The sequence below is a fragment of the Brevibacillus sp. NPDC003359 genome, from assembly GCF_042878995.1.
Lineage (GTDB): Bacteria > Bacillota > Bacilli > Brevibacillales > Brevibacillaceae > Brevibacillus.
In genome coordinates, this window is the sequence record NZ_JBIAOR010000001.1 from 1,392,915 (window position 1) to 1,414,864 (window position 21,950).

Annotated in this window: 23 protein-coding genes; all 23 read right to left on the minus strand. The window is 47.7% G+C overall.

Translation table 11 applies throughout. The features are described from left to right. Window positions 1-51: 51 nt before the first annotated feature. The 23 genes from ACFYU8_RS06245 to rimP all read right to left on the minus strand — a co-directional run bounded on the left by ACFYU8_RS06245 (window position 52) and on the right by rimP (window position 21,921). Window positions 52-282, minus strand: coding sequence for a YlzJ-like family protein (locus ACFYU8_RS06245; protein ID WP_390294820.1), 231 nt, complete (start codon window positions 280-282; stop codon window positions 52-54). Next, on the minus strand, window positions 279-1,103 hold the full coding sequence (locus ACFYU8_RS06250; protein WP_390294818.1) for a ClpP family protease: 825 nt from the start codon (window positions 1,101-1,103) through the stop codon (window positions 279-281). The genes ACFYU8_RS06245 and ACFYU8_RS06250 overlap by 4 nt, the downstream gene beginning before the upstream one ends. Window positions 1,104-1,226: 123 nt before the next feature. Further along, entirely contained in the window at window positions 1,227-2,903 is a 1,677-nt protein-coding gene (locus tag ACFYU8_RS06255; RefSeq protein WP_391365495.1) for a ribonuclease J, read from the minus strand. 145 nt (window positions 2,904-3,048) lie between these two features. Next, window positions 3,049-3,915 carry a 4-hydroxy-tetrahydrodipicolinate synthase gene (dapA, locus tag ACFYU8_RS06260; protein WP_390294816.1) on the minus strand — a complete coding sequence of 289 codons (867 nt, stop codon included), beginning with the start codon at window positions 3,913-3,915 and terminating at the stop codon, window positions 3,049-3,051. A 56-nt stretch (window positions 3,916-3,971) separates the two neighbouring features. After that, entirely contained in the window at window positions 3,972-5,198 is a 1,227-nt protein-coding gene (gene dapG, locus ACFYU8_RS06265; RefSeq protein ID WP_390294814.1) for an aspartate kinase, read from the minus strand. 11 nt (window positions 5,199-5,209) lie between these two features. Continuing rightward, window positions 5,210-6,250, minus strand: coding sequence for an aspartate-semialdehyde dehydrogenase (locus ACFYU8_RS06270; RefSeq protein ID WP_390294812.1), 1,041 nt, complete (start codon window positions 6,248-6,250; stop codon window positions 5,210-5,212). Window positions 6,251-6,307: 57 nt separating this feature from the next. Then, complete coding sequence (locus ACFYU8_RS06275; protein WP_390294810.1) at window positions 6,308-6,904, minus strand: dipicolinate synthase subunit B; 597 nt, start codon at window positions 6,902-6,904, stop codon at window positions 6,308-6,310. Next, a complete protein-coding gene (gene dpsA, locus ACFYU8_RS06280; RefSeq protein ID WP_390294808.1) occupies window positions 6,901-7,803 on the minus strand; it encodes a dipicolinate synthase subunit DpsA in 903 nt (300 codons plus the stop codon). The genes ACFYU8_RS06275 and dpsA overlap by 4 nt, the downstream gene beginning before the upstream one ends. A gap of 137 nt (window positions 7,804-7,940) precedes the next feature. Further along, the gene (locus ACFYU8_RS06285) at window positions 7,941-8,201 is read right to left on the minus strand and encodes a YlmC/YmxH family sporulation protein (RefSeq protein WP_390294806.1); all 261 of its coding nucleotides are present in this window, start codon (window positions 8,199-8,201) and stop codon (window positions 7,941-7,943) included. A gap of 72 nt (window positions 8,202-8,273) precedes the next feature. Then, window positions 8,274-9,527, minus strand: a complete 1,254-nt coding sequence (locus ACFYU8_RS06290) for a M16 family metallopeptidase (protein WP_390294804.1) — start codon at window positions 9,525-9,527, stop codon at window positions 8,274-8,276. A 113-nt stretch (window positions 9,528-9,640) separates the two neighbouring features. Further along, window positions 9,641-10,618: a polysaccharide deacetylase family protein gene (locus ACFYU8_RS06295; RefSeq protein ID WP_390294802.1), complete on the minus strand. Its 978-nt coding sequence runs from the start codon at window positions 10,616-10,618 to the stop codon at window positions 9,641-9,643. A gap of 158 nt (window positions 10,619-10,776) precedes the next feature. After that, on the minus strand, window positions 10,777-12,924 hold the full coding sequence (pnp, locus tag ACFYU8_RS06300; RefSeq protein ID WP_390294800.1) for a polyribonucleotide nucleotidyltransferase: 2,148 nt from the start codon (window positions 12,922-12,924) through the stop codon (window positions 10,777-10,779). Between the two features lie 266 nt (window positions 12,925-13,190). Then, window positions 13,191-13,460: a 30S ribosomal protein S15 gene (rpsO, locus tag ACFYU8_RS06305; protein ID WP_015891708.1), complete on the minus strand. Its 270-nt coding sequence runs from the start codon at window positions 13,458-13,460 to the stop codon at window positions 13,191-13,193. Window positions 13,461-13,593: 133 nt separating this feature from the next. After that, window positions 13,594-14,535, minus strand: a complete 942-nt coding sequence (locus ACFYU8_RS06310) for a bifunctional riboflavin kinase/FAD synthetase (protein WP_390294798.1) — start codon at window positions 14,533-14,535, stop codon at window positions 13,594-13,596. Window positions 14,536-14,538: 3 nt separating this feature from the next. After that, window positions 14,539-15,465: a tRNA pseudouridine(55) synthase TruB gene (truB, locus tag ACFYU8_RS06315; RefSeq protein ID WP_390294796.1), complete on the minus strand. Its 927-nt coding sequence runs from the start codon at window positions 15,463-15,465 to the stop codon at window positions 14,539-14,541. Next, the gene (locus ACFYU8_RS06320) at window positions 15,458-16,453 is read right to left on the minus strand and encodes a DHH family phosphoesterase (protein WP_390294793.1); all 996 of its coding nucleotides are present in this window, start codon (window positions 16,451-16,453) and stop codon (window positions 15,458-15,460) included. Before ACFYU8_RS06320 ends, truB begins: the two co-directional genes overlap by 8 nt. After that, window positions 16,443-16,808 carry a 30S ribosome-binding factor RbfA gene (gene rbfA, locus ACFYU8_RS06325; RefSeq protein ID WP_007719226.1) on the minus strand — a complete coding sequence of 122 codons (366 nt, stop codon included), beginning with the start codon at window positions 16,806-16,808 and terminating at the stop codon, window positions 16,443-16,445. The genes ACFYU8_RS06320 and rbfA overlap by 11 nt, the downstream gene beginning before the upstream one ends. Window positions 16,809-16,834: 26 nt before the next feature. Then, window positions 16,835-17,116, minus strand: a complete 282-nt coding sequence (locus tag ACFYU8_RS06330; RefSeq protein WP_390294790.1) for a DUF503 domain-containing protein — start codon at window positions 17,114-17,116, stop codon at window positions 16,835-16,837. Then, window positions 17,116-19,707: a translation initiation factor IF-2 gene (infB, locus tag ACFYU8_RS06335; protein WP_390294788.1), complete on the minus strand. Its 2,592-nt coding sequence runs from the start codon at window positions 19,705-19,707 to the stop codon at window positions 17,116-17,118. The genes ACFYU8_RS06330 and infB overlap by 1 nt, the downstream gene beginning before the upstream one ends. Window positions 19,708-19,728: 21 nt before the next feature. Continuing rightward, complete coding sequence (locus tag ACFYU8_RS06340; protein WP_016743350.1) at window positions 19,729-20,028, minus strand: YlxQ family RNA-binding protein; 300 nt, start codon at window positions 20,026-20,028, stop codon at window positions 19,729-19,731. Continuing rightward, the gene (gene rnpM, locus ACFYU8_RS06345) at window positions 20,025-20,315 is read right to left on the minus strand and encodes an RNase P modulator RnpM (RefSeq protein ID WP_390294786.1); all 291 of its coding nucleotides are present in this window, start codon (window positions 20,313-20,315) and stop codon (window positions 20,025-20,027) included. Before rnpM ends, ACFYU8_RS06340 begins: the two co-directional genes overlap by 4 nt. A gap of 2 nt (window positions 20,316-20,317) precedes the next feature. Then, window positions 20,318-21,409 carry a transcription termination factor NusA gene (nusA, locus tag ACFYU8_RS06350; RefSeq protein ID WP_390294784.1) on the minus strand — a complete coding sequence of 364 codons (1,092 nt, stop codon included), beginning with the start codon at window positions 21,407-21,409 and terminating at the stop codon, window positions 20,318-20,320. 53 nt (window positions 21,410-21,462) lie between these two features. Beyond that, window positions 21,463-21,921, minus strand: coding sequence for a ribosome maturation factor RimP (gene rimP / locus ACFYU8_RS06355; RefSeq protein ID WP_390294781.1), 459 nt, complete (start codon window positions 21,919-21,921; stop codon window positions 21,463-21,465). Window positions 21,922-21,950 lie beyond the last annotated feature (29 nt).

Below are 21,950 nucleotides of genomic sequence, written 5' to 3' on the forward strand. Positions count from 1 at the left end.
GTTCGTACATCACTAGTATAACACAGGAAATTCATAGAAATACAGGACTTCTTAGGCGAGCCATTCAGGTTGAAACTGAATTTTTTGTCCGGGTGCGAACTGCTCCTTCAGGTAATCTTGCGGATCTGGACTAATCAGCCTGACGATCTTTCCTTCAAACGGTCCAGTCTGCTCAATCAGCATCGTGGCATGACCAACCGAAATCTCTTTTAGCTCTTGTTTTTCCACTTGCTCCATGTTCTCAAAAACGGTTTCCATCGGAATGATGGAGTATAAAATCATTGGAGTACACTCTCCTCGCCTTTTTGCGCTTTGATCAGTTCGTTTAGCTTTTTCAGCGCACTTCCAAGGCCGCCGACTTCATCTATCAGCCGGTATTTAACCGCATCCACGCCTATCACATTGGTTCCGATGTCACGCGTCAATTCACCCGTTCTGGTCATGAGCTCGCGAAACTTTTCTTCTGAGACCTTGGAATGACGTGCGATGAAGCTCACTACCCGATCTTGCATTTTATCCAAGTACTCAAACGTTTGAGGTACACCTATCACAAGACCTGTCAAACGGATCGGGTGAATCGTCATCGTGGCGGTTTCTGCAATAAACGAGTACGAACCAGCTACGGCAATCGGTACACCGATACTATGACCGCCCCCGAGTACGAGAGTGACTACTGGTTTGGACAAGGACGCTACCATCTCCGCAATCGCCAAGCCCGCTTCCACGTCCCCACCAACCGTATTCAAAATAACGAGTACGCCCTCTATTTTGCTATTTTGTTCTGCCGCAACCAATTGAGGGATAAGATGCTCGTATTTGGTCGTCTTATTTTGAGGAGGGAGCTGAATATGCCCTTCTACTTGTCCGATGATGGTCATACAATAAATATTACTTTCGAGCTGTGGGACGTTTGTCTGACCCAGTTGCGTAATGGAATCGAGCAATTTTTTCTTCGGATCTTCCTGTGCAGGTGCTTCTGTTGGCGGCGAAGCAGCAGGCTCTTGATCATCGGTTGGTGATTGTGGCTGGGATTCCTTACTATTTAGTGCTGTGTTTGCAAACGGCGGCCTATTTAAAAAATCGCTAAATTGTTGATTCGACATGGATAATCCTCCCTCACTTTCCTCTGTAGTATGGATAAGGGGAGGTAAAATCATGCGCCCACGAAGCCAAAAAAAGCCAGAAACCCTTCTTTTAAAGGATTTCCAGCTCTTTATCATGTGATCCTACACTTCCATAATAATCGGCAAGATCATCGGACGTCTGCGTGTTTGCTCGTACAGATAACGACCTAATGACTCTTTTACGTTATTTTTCAGTGAAGACCATTCATTCACATTTTCTTCCATGCATTTGACAAGTGTTTGGGTCACTATGCGATTTGCCTCATCCAGCAACTCTTCGGATTCACGCACGTAGACGAAACCGCGAGAAATGATGTCTGGACCTGACAAAATCGTGCCATTTTGTTTGCTGAGTGTAACGACAACTACCAGTATGCCATCTTGTGACAGTAATTTGCGATCTCTAAGTACGATGTTTCCTACATCACCAACACCCAAGCCGTCAATCAAAACGTTGCCAGCATGGACTTTCCCACCGTAACGGGCCTTGCCACCTGAGAATTCAACTGTATCGCCGTTATCCAGCAAGAACGTGTTTTCTTCAGGAATGCCAACCTGTTCAGCAAGTAAGGCGTGCGTTTTCAACATGCGATATTCACCGTGCACAGGAATAAAGTACTTAGGCTTCATCAAGTTAAGCATCAGGCGCAATTCTTCTTGGCTACCATGACCGGAGACGTGGACGGTTCCGTTAGGTCCATGGCCACCATAAATGACATCTGCACCAATGCGTGATAATTGATCAATTGTACGCGCCACGTATTTTTCATTCCCCGGAATGGGAGTGGCTGCAATAATAACTGTATCCCCTGGAAGGATGTCAATTTTCCGATGGGCGGATCGGGCCATCCGAGTGAGCGCGGACATAGGCTCTCCTTGGCTTCCAGTTGATAAAATAACGACTTGTTCAGCATTCAGCTTGTTGATTTCATCAATCTCAACAATCAAGCCCTCAGGGACCAACAAGTACCCTAAGTCTCTGCTGATATTAATGACATTTTGCATGCTCCGGCCGACAACCGTCAATTTGCGGTTGAACTGTGCTGCAGCGTCCACTACTTGTTGAATGCGGTGAACATTTGATGCAAACGTAGAAACAACGATACGTCCAGATGCTTTGCTGAACACATCCATGAGTGCTTTGCCCACTGAGCGTTCCGATCCGGTAAATCCTGGCCGTTCTGAATTCGTACTGTCAGAGAGCAAGCACAAAACGCCTCTGTCACCGATCATCGCCATTTTTGCCAGATCAGCTACCTGATTGTTAACAGGCGTTTGATCGAACTTGAAGTCTCCTGTATGAACGATGTAACCTTCCGGCGTATCCAAGCATACCCCTACACAATCCGGGATGCTGTGGTTCACGCGGAAAAAGGTCGCCTTCATCTTTCCGAGAACGACTTCCGAGTCGCTGTTGATCAATACGCGTTTTGTTTCGTTTAGGATGCCCGCTTCTTTTAACTTTGCATCAATTAAACCAAGGGTAAGTTTTGTCGCATAAACCGGGACTTTCAAATGCTTCAGCACGTAGCTGAGGCCGCCGATGTGGTCTTCGTGTCCATGCGTAATAATAATACCCCGAACCTTGTCGCGATGTTCCTCCAAGTAGGTGATATCCGGAATAACCATATCAATCCCCAGCATTTCCTCTTCCGGGAATTTCAATCCGGCATCAATCACTACGATGTCGTCACCGCTTTGTACCACGTACATATTCTTCCCAATTTCGCCGACTCCGCCCAGGGCGAAAACGAGAACAGAGTGATTCGACTTTGCCAAAACGTGTAACCTCCTATATTTAGTTGTCATGTCCACTCAAAAAAACCGCCCCAAATCACTTGTTCTTATTATACCCGAAGTGAAATCATGAACACAAGGAAAAAGAGCCATCCCGGGCAGGAATGGCTCTTGATCTTTTATGGAGTTAAACAAGCAGGGAATATACGAATGCTTTTTCTTGTTCGTTCAGCTCGACTAAAGGCAGTCGAACGCCCCCAACTTGAACCCCAAGCTTTTCTAAAGCGACCTTTGTTGGTCCAGGGCTCGGGTAGGCAAACAGGCCTTCAAAAATCGGCAACAGTTTGCGATGGAGTCTTGCTGCCTCCGTATAGTTACCGGCATAATGGGCGTCCATCATGTCTGACATTGGACGGCCAACTACGTGACTCGCCACACTGACAATGCCCACACCACCGATAGACAGGATCGGCAATGTTAAGCCATCATCGCCACTATACAGCTCAAACCCTTCTGGCGCATTCTCAATAATTTGCGCCATCTGCGACAAATTGCCGGAGGCTTCCTTAATGCATACCACATTAGGCAGTTCCGCCAAACGAAGTGTCGTTTCCGCAGCCATATTGACCACGGATCTTCCTGGCACATTATACAGCATCACGGGTAGCTCAGTCGCTTCCGCTATTGCCTTGAAGTGCGCGTAAAGCCCTTCCTGTGATGGCTTGCTGTAATAAGGAGCAACGACCATTACAGCGTCTACTCCAATGGATTGTACTGCTTGGGTGAACTCTATGCTTGATGCAGTATCGTTACTGCCTGTTCCTGCAATAATGTGGCATCTTCCTTTTGCGTAAGAAACCACATGACGGAAAAGATCGAGCTTCTCCGTGCGGGATAAAGTCGGTGATTCACCGGTGGTACCACTCAGTACGATTCCAGTTGTGCCATTTGCAATCAAATGGTCAATCAGTCGCTCTGTTTTATCGTAATCGACCTGAAGCTGCTCATTAAAAGGCGTTACCATAGCGGTAACCAGTCGGCCAAAACGTGCCACTACCTCTCCAACTCCTCATATCGTGATCAGTAGGTATTTTAAGTCAGGATATGCTCTTACATATGTTGAACATGCAGGTTGAACTGCTGATGAAGCGCACGAACAGCCTTCACCATATCCATTTCATGCACAAGTACCCAGATAGTTGTATGGGAGTCTGCCGATTGAAGAATTTGAATGTCTTCTTGCGTAAGTGCCTCCACGATTCGCGCCATCACGCCGGGCACGCCCGTCATCCCAGCACCGATCACGGACACTTTTGCGCAGTGCGGCAACAGCTGCGGCTCGTATCCCATTTCCGTTAGCAAACGAGCAGCTTTTTCTCCCATTTCATCATGTACCGTGTAAGCAACACCCATTGGGTTCACATTGATGAAATCTACGCTGATGTTATTGGTTGCCATCGTTTTGAAGACTTGTAGCTGTGTATCATATGACCCTTCTTTGTTCGCTACCTTGATCTGGGTAATGTTCGGTACATGTGCAATTCCCATAACGACTCTGTCGTGTACCGTGTAGCCCATTTTTCCGATCTCCAGCATTGTCGTAACAAGTGTACCGGGGTCGTCCGAAAACGTAGAGCGAACACGAATCGGCACGTTTGCGTGCATCGCGATCTCCACCGCTCTAGGATGAATGACTTTTGCACCCAGGTGAGCCATGTTGCAAATCTCCGTGTAAGTCACCATGCCGAGCCGCTGCGCTTCTTCGACGATTCGCGGGTCCGCCGTCATGATGCCTTCCACGTCGGTGAAAATATCCACCGTATCAGCCTTCAAGGCGACACCGAGAGCGGTTGCAGTGGTATCGCTCCCGCCCCGTCCCAGTGTCGTAATTTCCCACTCGGCTGTACGTCCCTGAAACCCCGGAACGATTACAACTTGACTTTCCTGCAAGTCCTGCAAAATGCGACTTGGATCGATCGACGTGATTTGTGCATTCGTAAAGTCGTCGCTCGTCACAATATTTGCCTGACCACCTGTCAAAATCGTTGCTTTTATTCCTCGTGCATTCAGCATGCTGCACATGATTGTAGCAGAGATGATTTCTCCGGTATGCATCAGCATATCCATTTCTCGACTTGGCAGTTGGTTTCCATTCGCACGAACCAACTGCAATAGTGTATCGGTTGCGTATGGATCACCCTTGCGTCCCATCGCCGATACGACAACGACGAGGGCATAGCCCTCATCAATTGCTTTTTCCATATGGTAGATTGCCCGCATCCGGCAATCCTCCGTCGTCAAGGAAGAACCACCGAACTTCTGGACGAGAATCTTCACTAACCTCTCCCCTATACTCTTGCTTTTATGAGTTCTTCAGCGATTTGTACTGTATTCCATGCGGCACCTTTGAGAAGATTGTCAGAAACGATCCACATATGCAGTCCACGAGGATGATGGAGATCACGACGCACCCGGCCCACGAATACTTCCAGTTTGCCTGTTGCATCTGTAGCGAGTGGATACTGCTGTTCCTCCGGCACATCTACTAACACGATGCCAGGAGCGTTTTCCAGCAGGGCCTTTACTTCTGCCAGATCGTAATCCTGTTTCAGCTCTACATATACCGATTCGCTATGGCTATAGACCACTGGAATACGTACGCAAGTAGCTGAAACAAGTACAGTGTCATCACCAAAGATTTTTTTGGTCTCATTGACCATTTTCATTTCTTCATAAGTAAAGCCATTGTCGGTGAACACATCAATCTGCGGAATCGCGTTGTAAGCGATCTGATGATGTACAGGCAATTTGCCTACGGGAAGTACGTTACACTGCGGTTCTTTACCATCCAAAATGTCTCGACTCTGGTCGAGCATTTCATTGATCGCAGATTGACCTGCACCAGATACTGCCTGGTAAGTAGAAACGATAATACGGTCTATACCAAAACGATCATACAGGGGTTTTAGAGCGGCAACCATCTGAATCGTAGAGCAATTCGGATTCGCAATGATTCCATTATGGGCGAGCGCAGCATCCATGTTTACTTCTGGCACAACGAGAGGAACATCTGGATCCATCCGGAATGCGCTGGTATTGTCAATGACAACGGCACCATGACGCACCGCGTGATGAGCCAGTTCCTTGCTGACCGATCCGCCAGCACTAAACAAGGCAAAATCTACCCCAGCAAAACTGTCTGGAGTCGCCTCTTCCAGTACAATTTCTTGTCCCTTGAACGTGACTGTTTTTCCTGCAGAACGTCCAGAAGCAAGCAGCTTAAGCTGTTTGATTGGGAAGTTGCGCTTTTCTAATAGTTGAATCATTTGCTGTCCGACTGCACCAGTCGCACCGACTACAGCAACATTGAAAGTCAGTTGGTTTGCCATCTCTTACTCTCCTCCTAATCGCGAAAAAGCAGGTTTATTGTTTTTTCTGTAGTCTTATTAGTAGTTAAATCTTTCGATGAGCAAGGGTTGCAATTGTCGTCCTTCCAAAGCTGCTTCGCATGTTTCCAATAGGAGATCCATCCGAGCTACAAGCGAATTCGGTTTTTTATCCGGGGCATCCTGCCCGAACGGTACGAAATACATGTGTTTCGCAGCCAACAGCTTGGCAATATTGGCTGCATTTAATCCCAGACCATCATTGGTGGAAATGGCAATCACAACGGGTCGCAGATTACGCATCGTAGCTTTAGCCGCCATCAGTACGGCACTATCCGTAATGGCATTTGCCAGTCGACTCGTCGTACTTCCTGTGCAAGGCGCAATCAGCATGACATCCAACAACTTGGAAGGTCCCAACGGCTCAGCCTGAGGAATCGTCGAAATAAGCTCTTCCCCTGTCAGTTCCTTGATTTGTTGCTGCCAGCTCTGAGAAGTACCGAAGCGTGTATCCGTGGTCATAATCGTATTCGATACGATGGGTACCACCCGTGCTCCAGCATCCACAAATCGCTTAATTTGCGGCATGGTTTCCTCAAAAGTGCAATGCGATCCAGACAAACCAAATCCAATGGTCTTTCCCTGAAGCTTACTCATGTTGCATCCCCTCCTGGCGCTTTCCTTTGATCCGCAATAAGACGAGACAATGTTTGGGCTAAAATTTGTCCAGCGGTTTTAGGTGCAACGATTCCAGGCAATCCGGGAGCAAGAAGAGCTTTGATACCTCGTCTTTCAGCGTAACGAAAATCTGTTCCTCCTGGCTTGGAGGCAAGATCAAGAATAAACGCCGATTGAGGCATTTGAGCAATCACTTCTGCCGTGAGTAATAATTGCGGGATGGTATTAAAAATGAAATCAGCATTCGTAACCTGTTGCCTTACTTCGCTTATATGGAAGGGAGTCAATCCCATCTCATAAATGCGTGCCAAGTGTTCTTGACGCCTGGCCCCCACTCTTACGCGGGCTCCCAACGCATGCAATGCCCGAGCCATGGACAAACCTGTTCGGCCTAATCCCAAAACAATTGACTGTGATCCATGAATCGTAATATCCGTATGTTGAATCGCCATCATTAACGCTCCCTCTACAGTAGGGATAGAGTTATAGATAGCTACGTCATCACGATCCAAGAGCTCCACGAGAGGAAGCTGTGTGGAAGCCAACAGCTTTTTCAGATAAGGCTTTGCCATTCCCGTGTAAACCACGCAATGACTCGGCAGACTTGCCAAATGTTCGTCTAGCAACTGCAGTTGTTTGGAGCAGAAAATACTTTCCACGTATCCTTGGTCATCGGTCCCTACGATGGGTAGGATGAGGGCGTCCACGTCTTTCAACACATCGCATGTTAATGGTTTCTTCGTTGCCCCTGTAAAATTACTTTCCAGGTTGTCGAAGCCAACTAACGTGACGCTTGCATCCAGTTGTATGCATCGCTTAATGACTTCCAACTGGCGAGCGTCTCCGCCGATGAAGGCAACATGTATGCCCGTTAGCATGCTGCGTTCCCCTTTCCACACATTTTACTGCATTAAATGATCGAAACGCAAAGGTTTTCCATTTGGAAAAGTTGACGGAAATCCGTGCGGTCTACCCCCATCCTATTCCGCTCCTGCTACTTCGGTGACAGTAGCGCCTACTTTTGAGAAGCTTGTGCCTCCGGCGCTTGAAGCTGGATGATGACCATATCTGGCCCAATTTTTACGATGGAGCTCCATGGAATCACGAGATCCTCTCGCTTCTTGCCGAACCCAAAGAAACTGCCTCCTGGCAGGATGATGGATTGAATCGTACCGTTTTCGGGATGGATTACTAAATCGGAATCACTGATGACTCCCATTTTCTCCCCTTTGTCCAGTCCGATAATCTCCTTCCCACCCAACTCGCTTAAGCGCATGGAGAAGCCCCCTTTGTCCTTTCATTTACTGTTGATATACGCAAAAAAATCCGGGCTATGCCGGATTTTTGCTTACAACAAAATATCGTTCTTCACGTTTGCAGGGAAGCTGTCGAGCGGACTTACCATCGCCATAGACATCTTGGAACGGAACAACTGCTGCGCTACAGCCAGAATAGTTTCATGTGAAACACGGTCAATTTTGGCGATGATCTCATCTAGGGTAAGGTGACGGCCCAGCAAGAGTTCATTTTTTCCAAGTCGACTCATACGGCTATTCGTGCTCTCCAAGCTAAGCATCAAGCTGCCTTTCAGCTGCTCTTTACCTTTGTTCAGCTCTTTGTCAGTAATTCCGTGATCAGCGACATCTCGCAGGACGTGCGAGACGATGTCAAAAACCTGTCCCACTTGCTCTGGTGCGGTTCCTGTATACACGTGGAACGTTCCCGCTTCTTTATAGGACGAATGATAGGAATAAACAGAGTATGCTAAGCCGCGTTCTTCTCGAATTTCTTGGAATAGACGCGAGCTCATGCTACCACCCAGCACATTGTTGAGCAAAATCAAGGAATAAACTTCAGGATGCCCCACCTTAAACCCAGGTAGAGACAGGCACAGATGCGCTTGCTCTGTCGCCTTATGATGCGCAATAACGTTCCCAGCAAAGTCAGGAGTAGACAAGGTCGGCATACTGCCTGGACGCGAGAAAGACTGAAAGCGCTTTTGAATGTCTTCAATCAAACTGTCTTCAAAATTACCCGCTACCGTAATCACCGTATTCGTTGGCAGATAATGCTGATCAATATAAGCGAGCAAATCGTCACGCTTCAAGCTGCGAAGGACATCTTCCGTACCCAAAATCGAATACCCCAGCGGATGTGTGCTGTAAGAAGCGCGTGCAATCAAATCATGCACCAAATCATCTGGCGTGTCTTCATACATGCTAATCTCTTCAATGACGACATTCTTTTCCTTTTCCAACTCATCGGCATCAAATACAGAGTTGAAATACATATCGGAAAGAACGTCGAGGGCGATCGGAGCGTGTTGGTCGAGCACCCTTGCGTAATAGCAGGTATACTCCTTTGAGGTAAAGGCGTTTACGTTCCCGCCAATCTCATCAAAGGTTTCCGCAATTTCCTTTGCAGAACGAGTTGTCGTCCCTTTAAAAAACATATGCTCGAGAAAATGGGAGATCCCGTTGTTTTTCTCATTTTCATATTTCGAACCAGTCCCTACCCAGATGCCTAAGGCAACAGAGCGAACGGACGGAATCCGTTCCGTCACGATTCGAAGACCGTTATCACACGTATGACGTTGTATCACGTAAATCCTCCTCGGTTGTTCATCTGTCTCTATCCGCAAACTCGGGGAATTTCCTTGTAAACACGTCTAACTATAGCAAACTTCCTTTGTCTCCACAATAAATGAACATGTATTTACGGTGACGGGAGTCTACCACTCGATATGACCTCCGAAACAGTCGTCGGTTGTAGCCCCTTCTTTTTGGCGATCGTCAGAAGTTGATCTAAACTGGCTTCCGAGGTAGAAGTAGGATGCATCAGTACGAGGACACCATTCCCCATTTTACGGCTAATTTTATTGATCACGGAAGCAGGCGAAGGTTTCTGCCAGTCTATTGTATCCGCCGTCCATAGAATCGTCTTCATTTGAAAAGGCGAATGCGCGATTTGTACAACGCGTTGGTTAAAAGCACCAGATGGCGGTGCAAACAGTAAAGGCTTCACTTCCAGCGTTTTATAAATAACATCTTGCGTACGACTTATCTCTTGATGAATCCGTTGTGTCCCCAGTGTGTTCATATCAGGATGGGAATACGCATGATTCCCAATCTCATGGCCACGAGCCATGATCTTTTTTGCTTCTTCTGGATAACGTTTTACCCAAGAGCCATCCAGAAAGAAAGTTGTCTTAACCTTATGTTTATCGAGCGTATTGAGCATCGAATCGAGATACTCATTTCCCCAGGCCACGTTGATCATAAAAGAAATCGCTGGTTTATTTGGATTTCCTCGATAAATGGGATGTGCTCCTAATTGCTCAAGTGAAACAGCTGGAGGTATTTCCTTGTATACCAGCAAATCTGGACTGGACACACCCGCAGCCAGCATTTTATTGAGCGAAGCTTCTACATCGACTACACGGCCATTATAGCCGGGAATGGCCTTCCACGTCTGATCGACGACGGCATCTATCGGCTGTTCCTCTCTGTCCTCTTTCCACTTTTCAATCTGCGCCCGTAAACGCGCCTTTTCGTTTTCGTTGATATCTCCATTCACTACTTGGGCATTTTTTACCGTACTGATGTAATGATGAATAGGCTGATAATTCAAGAGAACGATCAGCACTGCGCCATATACAACTGTGAACCAAAGTCTCCTGGTCCTATTCGTCATTAGGGCGTCGCCCTCCTCTATCGCTCGTACGAGTCTCTCTTGTCCAATGTATGAGGGGAAGGAACGACTTAGACATACGAAACGGGAGCATCTGGCACACAAAAGAAAAAAGCTTCCGTACACGAATTTCTTCGAGTGACGAAGCCTTTTGTTTTTCTTTATTCTGCTTGTGTTGGTGTTTCAGCAGCTTGTGCTTCAGCAGCTTGCTCTTTCAAAACTGCTTTGCGAGAGAGATTCACACGACCTTGGTCGTCGATCTCGGTTACTTTCACTTCTACTTTATCACCAACTGCGACAACATCTTCTGTTTTGGCTACACGCTCTTCAGCCAGTTGAGAGATGTGGCACAAGCCTTCCTTGCCTGCGAACAACTCGATAAACGCACCATACTTCTCTACGCGTTTTACTGTCCCCAGGTACACCTGACCAACAGCTACTTCACGAACCAGATCTTCAATGATTTGTTTCGCGCGCAGATTCGCTTCGTGGTTGATGGATGCGATGAAGACACGTCCATCTTGTTCAATGTCGATTTTTACGCCGGTTTCTTCGATAATCTTATTGATGACACGACCTTGTGGACCGATTACATCGCGAATTTTCTCCGGATTGATCGTCATGGTCATGATTTTTGGTGCATAAGGAGACAGTTCTTTACGCGGTTCGGAAATCGTGCTCATCATATGGTTCAGGATGTGCAAACGACCTACACGCGCTTGCTCCAAAGAGAGTTCTAAAATCTCACGGTTGATACCGGAAATTTTGATGTCCATTTGGATAGCCGTTACACCAGCCTCCGTACCCGCTACTTTGAAATCCATGTCTCCCAAATGATCTTCCATACCTTGAATATCAGTCAGGATCGAGAAAGATTTCTCATCTTTGCTCATAATCAAGCCCATCGCAATACCTGCTACTGGTGCTTTGATCGGTACACCTGCATCCATCAGAGCAAGTACGCTCGCGCAAATCGACGCTTGCGATGTGGAACCGTTGGATTCAATGACTTCTGATACGAGACGAATCGTGTATGGGAACTCTACCTCAGATGGAATGATCGGCTCAATTGCACGCTCACCCAACGCACCGTGTCCGATTTCACGACGCCCAGGAGGACGCAACGGACGTGCTTCACCCACGCTATACGGCGGGAAGTTGTAGTGGTGCATGAAACGCTTCGATTCTTCCAGACCGAGTCCATCGAGAATTTGAACATCTCCCAGCGCGCCCAATGTGCAAACGCTCAGCGCCTGTGTTTGACCGCGGGTAAACATAGCAGAGCCATGTGTGCGGGAAAGAATGGTTGTCTCACTGGACAGCGGGCGGATTTCGTTCAGAGCTCGTCCATCAGGGCGAACTTTCTCGTCAGTAATCAGACGGCGAACCTCATCCTTGACAATATTGCCAAGTACTTCGCTAATCATCTTTTCCTGCTCTGGATAAGCATCAGGGTCCTTGGCAGCAAAATGCTCTTTGGTTTCTGCCTTGATATCGTCAATAGCATCGTAGCGCGCTTGTTTTTCTTCAATGCGAACAGCTTCTTTCAAGCGAGCTTCCGCATATGCACGCACAGCTTGATTGATTTCAGGATTAACCTCATGCAAGATGACTTCCATCTTTTGCTTGCCAATTTCGGATACGATCATGTTTTGGAATTCTACCAGTTGCTTAATAACGTCATGACCTGCCATGATCGCTTCGAGCATCACTGCTTCCGGCACTTGATTCGCTGCTGCTTCCACCATGTTAATCGCTTTGTGCGTACCTGCGACAGTCAGGTGAATATCGCTTTTCTCCGCTTGCGCTACAGTAGGGTTGATGACAAACTCTCCGTCAATTCGTCCTACGATCACTCCTGCAATCGGTCCTTCAAAAGGAATCTCTGAAACGCTTAGCGCTGCGGAAGTACCGAGCATCGCAGCGATTTCTGGTGAGCAGTCTTGATCCACAGACAGAACAGTATTTACGATTTGTACATCGTTACGGAATCCTTCTGCAAAAAGAGGGCGGACAGGGCGGTCAATCAAGCGGCTAGCCAAAATCGCCTTTTCGCTTGGACGTCCTTCTCTCTTAATAAAGCCGCCAGGAATTTTCCCAACCGCATAGAGACGCTCCTCATAGTTGACAGTCAGTGGAAAGAAGTCAAGTGGTTTTGGTTCCTTCGAGACTGTAACTGCAGACAGGATTGCTGTATCGCCGTAACGAACCAAGACCGAACCATGCGCCTGTTTAGCCATTTTGCCAAATTCCAGGGTCAGTTTTCGGCCTGCCAGTTCGAAGTCATATGTACGGTATTGTTGCTCCATGATGCTAGCAGTCCTCCTTCACAACAATGTGCATTTCACACTTTGTTTTCTACCTATATGTATTATTTCCTGCCGTGATAAAAATTAAATGGGTACCTTTGGCAGTCGTTCTAGATAATAAAAAAAGCTTCTTTTGTGAAGCTAATGAAAGCAAGCAAATTGTTTCCAGCTTTTTACTCGTTTCGGATGGGCTTAGCGCATTGCTACGCCAAACCCTCCTACACGATAGAAAAAGCGGGAAGAACCCGCTTTTTACAAAACGCTGATTAGCGGCGCAGACCCAGACGGTCTACTACCGAACGATAGCGTTGAACATCTGCTTCACGCAGGTATGTCAACAGGTTACGACGTTGACCAACCATTTTCAAGAGACCACGACGGCTGTGGTGATCTTTCTTGTGCGTACGCAAGTGTCCGTTCAGATTGTTAATGTTTTCGGTCAAGATAGCGATTTGCACTTCCGGTGAACCGGTGTCGTTCTCATGAGTACGGAACTCTTGAATCAGTTGAGTTTTACGTTCTTGAGTCAATGCCATCATGACTCACCTCCTAATTTTTTATACCGTTCGCCGAGTCTGCCGTCGGTGAGAATCGGACAGCCAAGCTACGGTTATCTGTACAACGTTATGAATTATAGCATACCATTTTGTGAAAAGCAAAGAGAATCCTTTACGAGATTCCCTCTGCGATTTTTTGCTTCGCCGTTTGTACATCTCGTCCAATTTGCGCGATGAGTGCATCGACTCCAGCAAATTTCTGTTCTTCCCGAATGTAGAAAAGGAACTCTACTTCAACTTCTTTGTCATAGATTTCACCGGAGAACTCAAAAATGTGCACCTCTAGTGACTTTTCTTTTTTCTCCAGTTCAAATGTAGGTTTGATCCCTACGTTCATGACACCATAGTAGCTATGTTCATCCACGGTAAAGCGAACACCGTAGACCCCGTTTTTTCCGATCAAATACGGCTGATTCACTTGGACGTTAGCTGTAGGAAAGCCAATGGTACGACCACGTTTATCTCCATGCACGACTGTCCCGCGCACTTTGTAGGAGCGGCCCAGCAGATGGCGAACCTGCTCAACATCCCCATGATGAAGATATTCACGGATGATGGTACTGCTAACTTTTTCACCCAAGCGATTAACCGGCCCCACTATGTCGAGCCCATAGCGACCTTGGCTCATTTCTTGCAAGGTATGGGCAGTCCCCATCCCGCGATAACCAAAGGTGTAGTCGAAGCCAACGACAATATGGCGGCATTCCAATGGGAGAATGCATTCCGCGATGAAATCTTCTGGATAAATAGCCGCAAAGCTAATATCGAACTTCATCACATAGGTGGTTTCTACGCCCATCTTTTCAAATTGCTCGAGCTTGTCTGCAAGTGGTGTCAAATAGCGGGTATAACCGCTTTGCCCCAATACTTCTCGAGGATGCGGATCAAAGGTCACTACCGTACTTTGCCATCCGTTTGCTTTCGCTGTATCAATCGCCTTTTGGATTACACGGCGATGCCCAATATGTACACCATCAAAGTACCCCAGTGCAATCGCACAAGGATTCGCTTGCAGGTCAGACGGAAACGGGTATGTCAGGTAGATCGTTTTCACGGATTACACCTCGGCTGGAAAGACTTTTTCTGGCTTGGCGAAAAGTCCTTTGTCTCCACAGCATACCCGATGGATGCCGAGTAATTCTTCCCCTTCAAACAAGCAAATCAAACTTCCTTCCTCCGCAGTGACGCCTGGAAGCGCGGTCGCAAGTCCATTGCGTACTGCTTTGGTCCGTTCTGGCTTAACCTGAAACGATGGTAAGAACGAGATTGCCTGGGGGATGGAGACCAAGTAGCGGGAAATGTCTTCCCCGTTTGCTGCCTGTTCCTCTATTTGCTGGAGGTGGATTGCCTCTTGCTCCAGGAACGGGCCGCTTTTTATTCGCCGCAACAGCTTCATATGGGCAGGATAACCCAGAGCGCGTCCGAGGTCAACACATAAGGTGCGCATGTATGTGCCTTTGGAGCACGTGCACGTGAAAGCAACATCGACATTGTCCCCATCCACGCTAATCTTATGAAGTGTCAGCTCATACAACGTCACTTTTCGTGCCTGCCGCTCGATCACGGTGCCTTCACGAGCCAGGTCATACAGCCGCTTGCCGTTTACCTTTACCGCAGAGAACATGGGAGGCACTTGCTCCATTTCACCCAAAAAGGACTCGAACAGCGCTTGAATACGCTCCGTCGTAATCGATGCTGCATCTACAATAGCTTGCTCCACCATTTCTCCGGAAGCGTCTTCTGTCGTGGTAGTTGAGCCGAGGCGCATGACTACATCATAGCGCTTAGGCAGCTCTTGCAAATATTCAACTAACCTCGTTGCGTGTCCCACACAAATGGGGAGTACACCTGTCACATCTGGATCCAGTGTACCCGTATGCCCCACTTTTTTCGTTCCATACAATCGACGAATACGTGCTACACAATCATGGGAAGTCATACCAGCTGGTTTGTCGATAACCAGCACGCCGTTCACGTTACTCATCGAATTTCACTCCTACTGCATCGTCCAGCACAGTCCATACTTTTTGCTGTACTTCCGAAAGTGGTCCTTTGATCGTGCATCCCGCTGCTTTTGCATGTCCACCGCCACCGAGCTGTTTAGCAATGACCGCTACGTCAACCCGATCGCGAGCGCGCATGCTCACCTTGACCACTCCTGGTTGCGCTTCCACAAAAGAAACGCCGACCTCGACTCCTTCAATGTTGCGGCAGTAATTCACCAATCCACCAGCATCTTCTCGTTCCGCACCCACTTCGGCAAAATCTGCAACTGAAACCGTGATGGAGGCAACCAGATTTTGATGGGACAGTTGCAAGGTTTGGAGAGCACGTCGCAATACTTTCACATGAGCAAAAGTGATTTCCTCCAGACAGCGCTCTGCTACGTCTCCTGGCTTCACACCGTATCCGAGCAATCGAGCTGCGATTTCCATGACGCGCGGTGATGTATTCGAATAGCGGAAACCGCCTGTATCCGTCAGAAGGCCCGTATAGATGCACAGCGCAAGCTCTTCATTGAAAGAAACCCCTGCTGCTTCTGCAACATCAAACAAAACCTCTGCTGTTGCGGCTGCATCCGGACGAACCAGGTTTACCGTTCCAAAATGATCGTTGGTCGGGTGGTGATCGATATTCAGCAAAACAGCGCCAGACGCAAATAAAGACCGTACATCGCCCATCCGCGATTCATCCGCGCAGTCTACGGCGATAACGGCCCCGAACGTCTCGTTCAGTGGTTGTTTGCGCAGGTTATAAAGTCGGTCAAACCGCGGCAAGAAGTTAAACTTGACCGGTGTCTCTCCTTCATTTACAACCACATACTCTTTACCCAATTGCTCTAGCATGAGCACGACTCCCAAAGCAGATCCTGTCGCATCTCCGTCAGGACTTACATGAGAGAGAACCAGGAAGCGGTCGTGCTCCTGCATAAACCGCGCCGCTTCCTGTACTGCCATTTGATTAAGATTCATCCTGTTTCTCTCCCTCTGTGGAGATTTCCCGCAGGATTGATTCAATTTTGCTGCCATAGTCAATAGACTCGTCCAGCTTGAATACAAAATCAGGAATGTGACGCAGCTTTACGCGTTTCCCGATCTCCGTACGCAAATAACCTTTTGCTTTTGTCAAACCGGCAAGAGAAGCTTTACGCTCTTCCTCACTGCCAAAAATGCTGACAAATACTTTTGCCAATTGCAGGTCACTGCTTACCTCTACATCTGTTACTGTTACGAAACCGACACGAGGGTCTTTGAGTCCACGCTGCAATACGAGGCTCAATTCTTTTTTGATTTCTTCGCCTACGCGGCTGATACGTGTTTTGTTCATCGATTTTCACCTCCGCTGGCCGCTCTTTAATCGTAGTATTCCGTATCCACGCGAATCAACTCTACCTCTGGATTGTTTTCCACGAATCGAATGACAGCCTGCATTTCTTTTTGTAAAAAAGAAATCTCATTAGCAACGGCAGCGATACCCAACACGGTACGCTGCCATTGCTCGAGATAAGCCACCTCTGCCGCGGAGACATGGAATCGGCTCCGCAGCTTGCCGATCAGACTTTTGACGATGGCCCGTTTTTCTTTCAGGTTTTGGCTAGCGGGCAGAAACAGTTCAATCTGCACACCTGCTATCATTATTGTTTCACTTCAACCATGACGAATGCTTCGATTACGTCGCCGATTTTGAGGTCATTGAAGCGTTCCAAAGTCAGACCGCACTCATAGCCAGCTGCAACGTCTTTCGCATCATCTTTGAAGCGCTTGAGGGTATCGAGCTTACCTTCATAAATTACAATGCCTTCACGGATCAAACGCGCACCAGCATCGCGGCTCAATTTACCTTCAGTCACATAGCAACCTGCAATGTTTCCGACTTTGGATACTTTGAACACTTCACGAATCTCAGCTTGGCCGATAATATTTTCTTTGAAGACTGGATCAAGCATACCTTTGAGAGCAGACTCGATCTCTTCGATTACAGTGTAGATGACACGGTGCAGGCGAATGTCGATTTTCTCTTGTTCAGCCATGCTGCGTGCATTCGGTTCAGGACGTACGTTGAAACCAATGATGATGGCATTCGAAGCATTTGCCAAGGTAACATCGGATTCCGTAATCGCCCCAGCACCTGTATGAATGATTTTCACACGCGTGCCGTTGACATCGATTTTTTCCAAAGAACCACGCAGAGCTTCTACAGAACCTTGTACGTCACCTTTTACAATCAGGTTCAACTCTTTGATGTCGCCTTCTTGGATGTGTTGGAACAAGTCATCCAAAGATACGCGGGAGCTCTCACGACGCTCGGATTCACGCTGCTTGGATGCACGTGCTTCCCCAATTGCGCGAGCCTTTTTCTCGTCTTCAAAGACACGGAATTGGTCACCTGCTTGTGGTACATCATTCAAACCAGTAATTTCTACTGGTGTAGATGGACCAGCTTCCTTCAGGCGGCGTCCTTTGTCGTTAACCATCGCACGCACACGTCCAAATGCGGAACCGACAACGATAGGATCACCTACGCGGAGAGTACCTTGTTGAACCAGGATGGTTGCAACTGGACCGCGTCCCTTGTCAAGCTCTGCTTCCACTACAGTACCACGAGCACGCTTGTCTGGGTTTGCTTTCAGTTCTTGTACTTCGGATACGAGCAAGATGTACTCAAGCAGTTCTTCAATACCTGTACGTTGCTTTGCAGACAATGGGGAGAAAATCGTCTCGCCGCCCCACTCTTCGGCAACCAGCTCATACTCGGTCAACTCTTGCTTGATCCGATCCATATTGGCTTCTGGTTTATCAATCTTGTTTACCGCTACGATGATTGGAACATTTGCCGCTTTTGCATGGCTGATTGCCTCTACGGTTTGTGGCATAACACCATCATCTGCTGCAACTACCAGAATGGTAATGTCTGTAATTTGAGCGCCACGAGCACGCATGGTTGTGAAGGCCGCGTGACCAGGAGTATCCAGGAAAGTAATTTTCTTTCCTTTGATCTCTACTTGGTACGCACCGATATGCTGAGTAATTCCGCCTGCTTCTCCTGCTACTACGTTAGTAGAGCGGATCGCATCGAGCAATGTTGTTTTCCCGTGGTCAACGTGACCCATGATCGTAACAACAGCCGGGCGTTCCAAAAGGCTTTCTGGTGCATCAACTTCTTCCAACGTCTCGAAGTTTGTCTCATCAATGATGATTTTTTCTTCGACTTCAATACCGTAATCCGTGCAAATGAGTTCAATGGCTTCGCGATCGAGGTATTGGTTAATCGTTGCCATGATCCCCAAGTTAAACAACTTTTTAATTACTTCTGCAGGTTCTTTGCGAAGCTTAACAGCCAATTCGTTTACAGTCAAAGACTCTGTAAATGTGATCTTTGTTGGTGGGTCAAAAACAGGACGCGGTGTCTTTTGACCACCACGCGAATTATTGCCACGGCGGTTGTTGTTGTAGCGGTTATTACCACCACCACGGAACGGCTGACTTTTTTTATTATCTTCAAAAGTCTTTTGAGTCTGTGGACCCTTTTTGATTTTCTCACGTTTTTCCGTACCTACATTTCCTACGTTTGAAGGAAGTTTAACTTTGTCTTCAAACTCTTCACCAGTACGTCCCTCTGTTTGGTTAGCAGTAGGTTGAGTGGTAGACGCAGCTTTCTGAGCTGGACGCTGTTGGTTTTGCGGTCGTTGCTGATTGTTCTGTGGTCTTTGTTGGCCTTGGCCTTGTGGTCGTTGCTGGTTACCTTGTGGCTTGCGATCATTCGGCTTTGCGGGTTGACTTCTCATATTGTTTGGTTTTCTCTCCTGATTCTTCCCCTGATTTTTTCCATGCTGAGGACTACTTTGATCGGAATTGCTACCTCCACTGTTGATAGCTGGACGATTGGTGTTTGAGGTACTTCCTCCACGATCATTATTTGGTCTGTCATTTCTAACCATTTGAGCTTGCCCCGCTTGCTGCTGGGGTTTGATCTGTTGTCCTCTGGAGTCGATGGGGCGTCGTTGATCGTCCGTTTGTTTAGGTCTTGCATCACTAGGTGTGCTACGCGTTTCCGGTTTGGCACCAGAACGCAATTTGGCCATGTGATCCTCGATCCGCTTAATCGTCCCTTCTTCCATGATACTCATATGATTTGCTACTTCTATATTCAATCGTTTTAGCAAATTGAGGATTTCCTTGCTGCTCATGTTGTGCTGTTTGGCATATTCATACACACGTGTCTTCAAATATACTTCACCCTTTCTCAGTTAGGTGAGCAGACGCTGAATGCTTTCGGCCAATTTCCCATCGGTTACCGCCACGGTAACGCGCCCATCTTTTCCGATTGCGTGTCCCAATGAATGTCGGTCGCCAGTGGTTACACATGAGACACCGTAATAGGAACATTTATCCTTTACTTTCTTGGCGGTATTGTCTGATGCATCTGATGCGAGCAAAACCAGGCGGGCCTGCCCATTACGAACAGCGGTAATGACCAGTTCCTCCCCGGTGACGATCTTTCTCGCACGCATCGCCAATCCGAGTAATTGTGCTGCTTTTGGGGTCATTTTCCCATCATCTCCAGCCATTTCTCACGGAAAGCATCATACTTTTCTTGGGAGATGGACATATTGAGGGCACGTTCCAGCACTTTTTTCCATTTTCCCGATGCGAACGCATCCGGCTTCAGACAGCTTTCCTGCCGACACACATAGGTACCGCGTCCCGCCGCCCTTCCAGCAAGATCAATGACGATCTCTTCTTCTGGCGTCCGGACGACGCGGATTAATTCCTTTTTCGGAAACATTCCTTGGCAAACAATGCACTTACGCAACGGGATCTTTTTTTGCTTCATGATTATACGTTGTCCGTCCCTTCATCGCTCTCTACTTCTTTTGGATAAGCGATGCCTTCTTGGTCGGCTTGGGACTCGCTCTTAATATCGATCTTCCAGCCAGTCAGCTTGGCTGCCAGGCGTGCGTTTTGGCCGCGTTTACCAATCGCCAGTGACAATTGATAATCGGGAACGATCACACGTGTAACCTTCTCCGCAACGTTAACCTCAACATGCAGAACCTTTGCAGGGCTGAGTGCATTGGCTACGTACTCGGCAGGATCTTCAGACCAACGAACAATGTCGATCTTTTCTCCTTTAAGCTCAGTAACGATCGTTTGGACGCGCATGCCCTTTGGACCGACACAAGCCCCTACTGGATCAACATCTGCATTGATGGAATGCACAGCGATCTTCGAGCGATCACCAGCTTCACGCGCAACAGATTTGATTTCAACCACACCGTCATATATTTCTGGCACTTCTAATTCGAAGAGACGCTTCAAAAGCCCCGGGTGAGTACGGGAAACGACGATTTGCGGTCCTTTAGTGGTTTTCTCTACTTTGATGATGTATGCCTTCACACGATCTTGTGATTTAAAATCTTCAGATGGCATTTTTTCGGTGATCGGCATAACGGCTTCCGCCTTACCCAGATCAATGTAATAATTGCGAGCGTCCATACGCTGAACGACGCCTGTTACGATGTCGTCTTCACGCTCAATAAACTCGCTGTAGATCAAACCGCGCTCCGCTTCGCGAATACGCTGCGTAACCACTTGCTTCGCTGTCTGAGCGGCAATACGACCGAAATCACGAGGCGTTACCTCAATTTCGACGATGTCCTCCAGACGGAAGTTAGGATCGATTTCTTGTGCTGCTTCTTGAGAGATCTCAAGGCGCACGTCCAAAACCTCTTCGACTACGCTCTTCCGCGCAAACACACGCACCATACCTGAATGACGATTTACATCCACCCGCACATTTTGGGCCGAGTTGAAGTTACGTTTGTATCCAGAGATAAGAGCCGCTTCGATGGCCTCGATCAGTACGTCTTTGGTGATGCCTTTCTCTCTCTCAATGGCTTCTAAAGCCTCGATAAAATCGCCGTTCATGACTTTCGTTGCCTCCTCCTTTACTTACCACAGGCTAACACTGGCCACGACAACTAAAAAATAATTGCCATTCTAGCCGTGTCAATTTGCTCTTGGGAAATTACATACGTTTTCTTTGCTTCTTTTACTGTCAGCTTGCCATCCTCATAGGATATCAGTTCGCCTTCGAACGTAGTTGCACCTTCTATTGGCTCTTTTGTTGTGATATGCACATTTCTGCCGACAGCTTTTGTGAAATCCTTATCCTTGCGCAATGGGCGCTCAGCACCCGGCGAAGATACTTCTAAAAAGTATGCAGTAGGGATGGGATCTACTTCGTCTAGTTTTTCGCTCAGCTTCTCGCTGACAAGGCGGCAGTCATCAATGTCGATGTTGCCAGTTTCATTGTCGATAAACACGCGCAGAAACCAGTTGCTGCCTTCCTTTTTGTACTCGATGTCAACCAGCTCCAGACCCACATCTTCTACAATGGGCGTGACGAGTTCAGTGACGATGATCGTTACCTTGCTCAAGCAAGTACCTCCTTCTCATTTGAACCATG

Excerpts from the sequence above, each read along its gene's own strand:
- ACFYU8_RS06245 (WP_390294820.1), bottom strand. The coding sequence starts at position 282 with ATGATTTTATACTCCATCATTCCGATGGAAACCGTTTTTGAGAACATG.
- ACFYU8_RS06250 (WP_390294818.1), bottom strand. The coding sequence starts at position 1,103 with ATGTCGAATCAACAATTTAGCGATTTTTTAAATAGGCCGCCGTTTGCA.
- ACFYU8_RS06270 (WP_390294812.1), bottom strand. The coding sequence starts at position 6,250 with ATGGCAAACCAACTGACTTTCAATGTTGCTGTAGTCGGTGCGACTGGT.
- ACFYU8_RS06275 (WP_390294810.1), bottom strand. The coding sequence starts at position 6,904 with ATGAGTAAGCTTCAGGGAAAGACCATTGGATTTGGTTTGTCTGGATCG.
- dpsA (WP_390294808.1), bottom strand. The coding sequence starts at position 7,803 with ATGCTAACGGGCATACATGTTGCCTTCATCGGCGGAGACGCTCGCCAG.
- ACFYU8_RS06285 (WP_390294806.1), bottom strand. The coding sequence starts at position 8,201 with ATGCGCTTAAGCGAGTTGGGTGGGAAGGAGATTATCGGACTGGACAAA.
- ACFYU8_RS06295 (WP_390294802.1), bottom strand. The coding sequence starts at position 10,618 with ATGACGAATAGGACCAGGAGACTTTGGTTCACAGTTGTATATGGCGCA.
- pnp (WP_390294800.1), bottom strand. The coding sequence starts at position 12,924 with ATGGAGCAACAATACCGTACATATGACTTCGAACTGGCAGGCCGAAAA.
- rpsO (WP_015891708.1), bottom strand. The coding sequence starts at position 13,460 with ATGGCATTGACTCAAGAACGTAAAACTCAACTGATTCAAGAGTTCCGT.
- truB (WP_390294796.1), bottom strand. The coding sequence starts at position 15,465 with ATGAGTAACGTGAACGGCGTGCTGGTTATCGACAAACCAGCTGGTATG.
- ACFYU8_RS06320 (WP_390294793.1), bottom strand. The coding sequence starts at position 16,453 with ATGAATCTTAATCAAATGGCAGTACAGGAAGCGGCGCGGTTTATGCAG.
- rbfA (WP_007719226.1), bottom strand. The coding sequence starts at position 16,808 with ATGAACAAAACACGTATCAGCCGCGTAGGCGAAGAAATCAAAAAAGAA.
- ACFYU8_RS06330 (WP_390294790.1), bottom strand. The coding sequence starts at position 17,116 with ATGATAGCAGGTGTGCAGATTGAACTGTTTCTGCCCGCTAGCCAAAAC.
- ACFYU8_RS06340 (WP_016743350.1), bottom strand. The coding sequence starts at position 20,028 with ATGACCCCAAAAGCAGCACAATTACTCGGATTGGCGATGCGTGCGAGA.
- rnpM (WP_390294786.1), bottom strand. The coding sequence starts at position 20,315 with ATGAAGCAAAAAAAGATCCCGTTGCGTAAGTGCATTGTTTGCCAAGGA.
- nusA (WP_390294784.1), bottom strand. The coding sequence starts at position 21,409 with ATGAACGGCGATTTTATCGAGGCTTTAGAAGCCATTGAGAGAGAGAAA.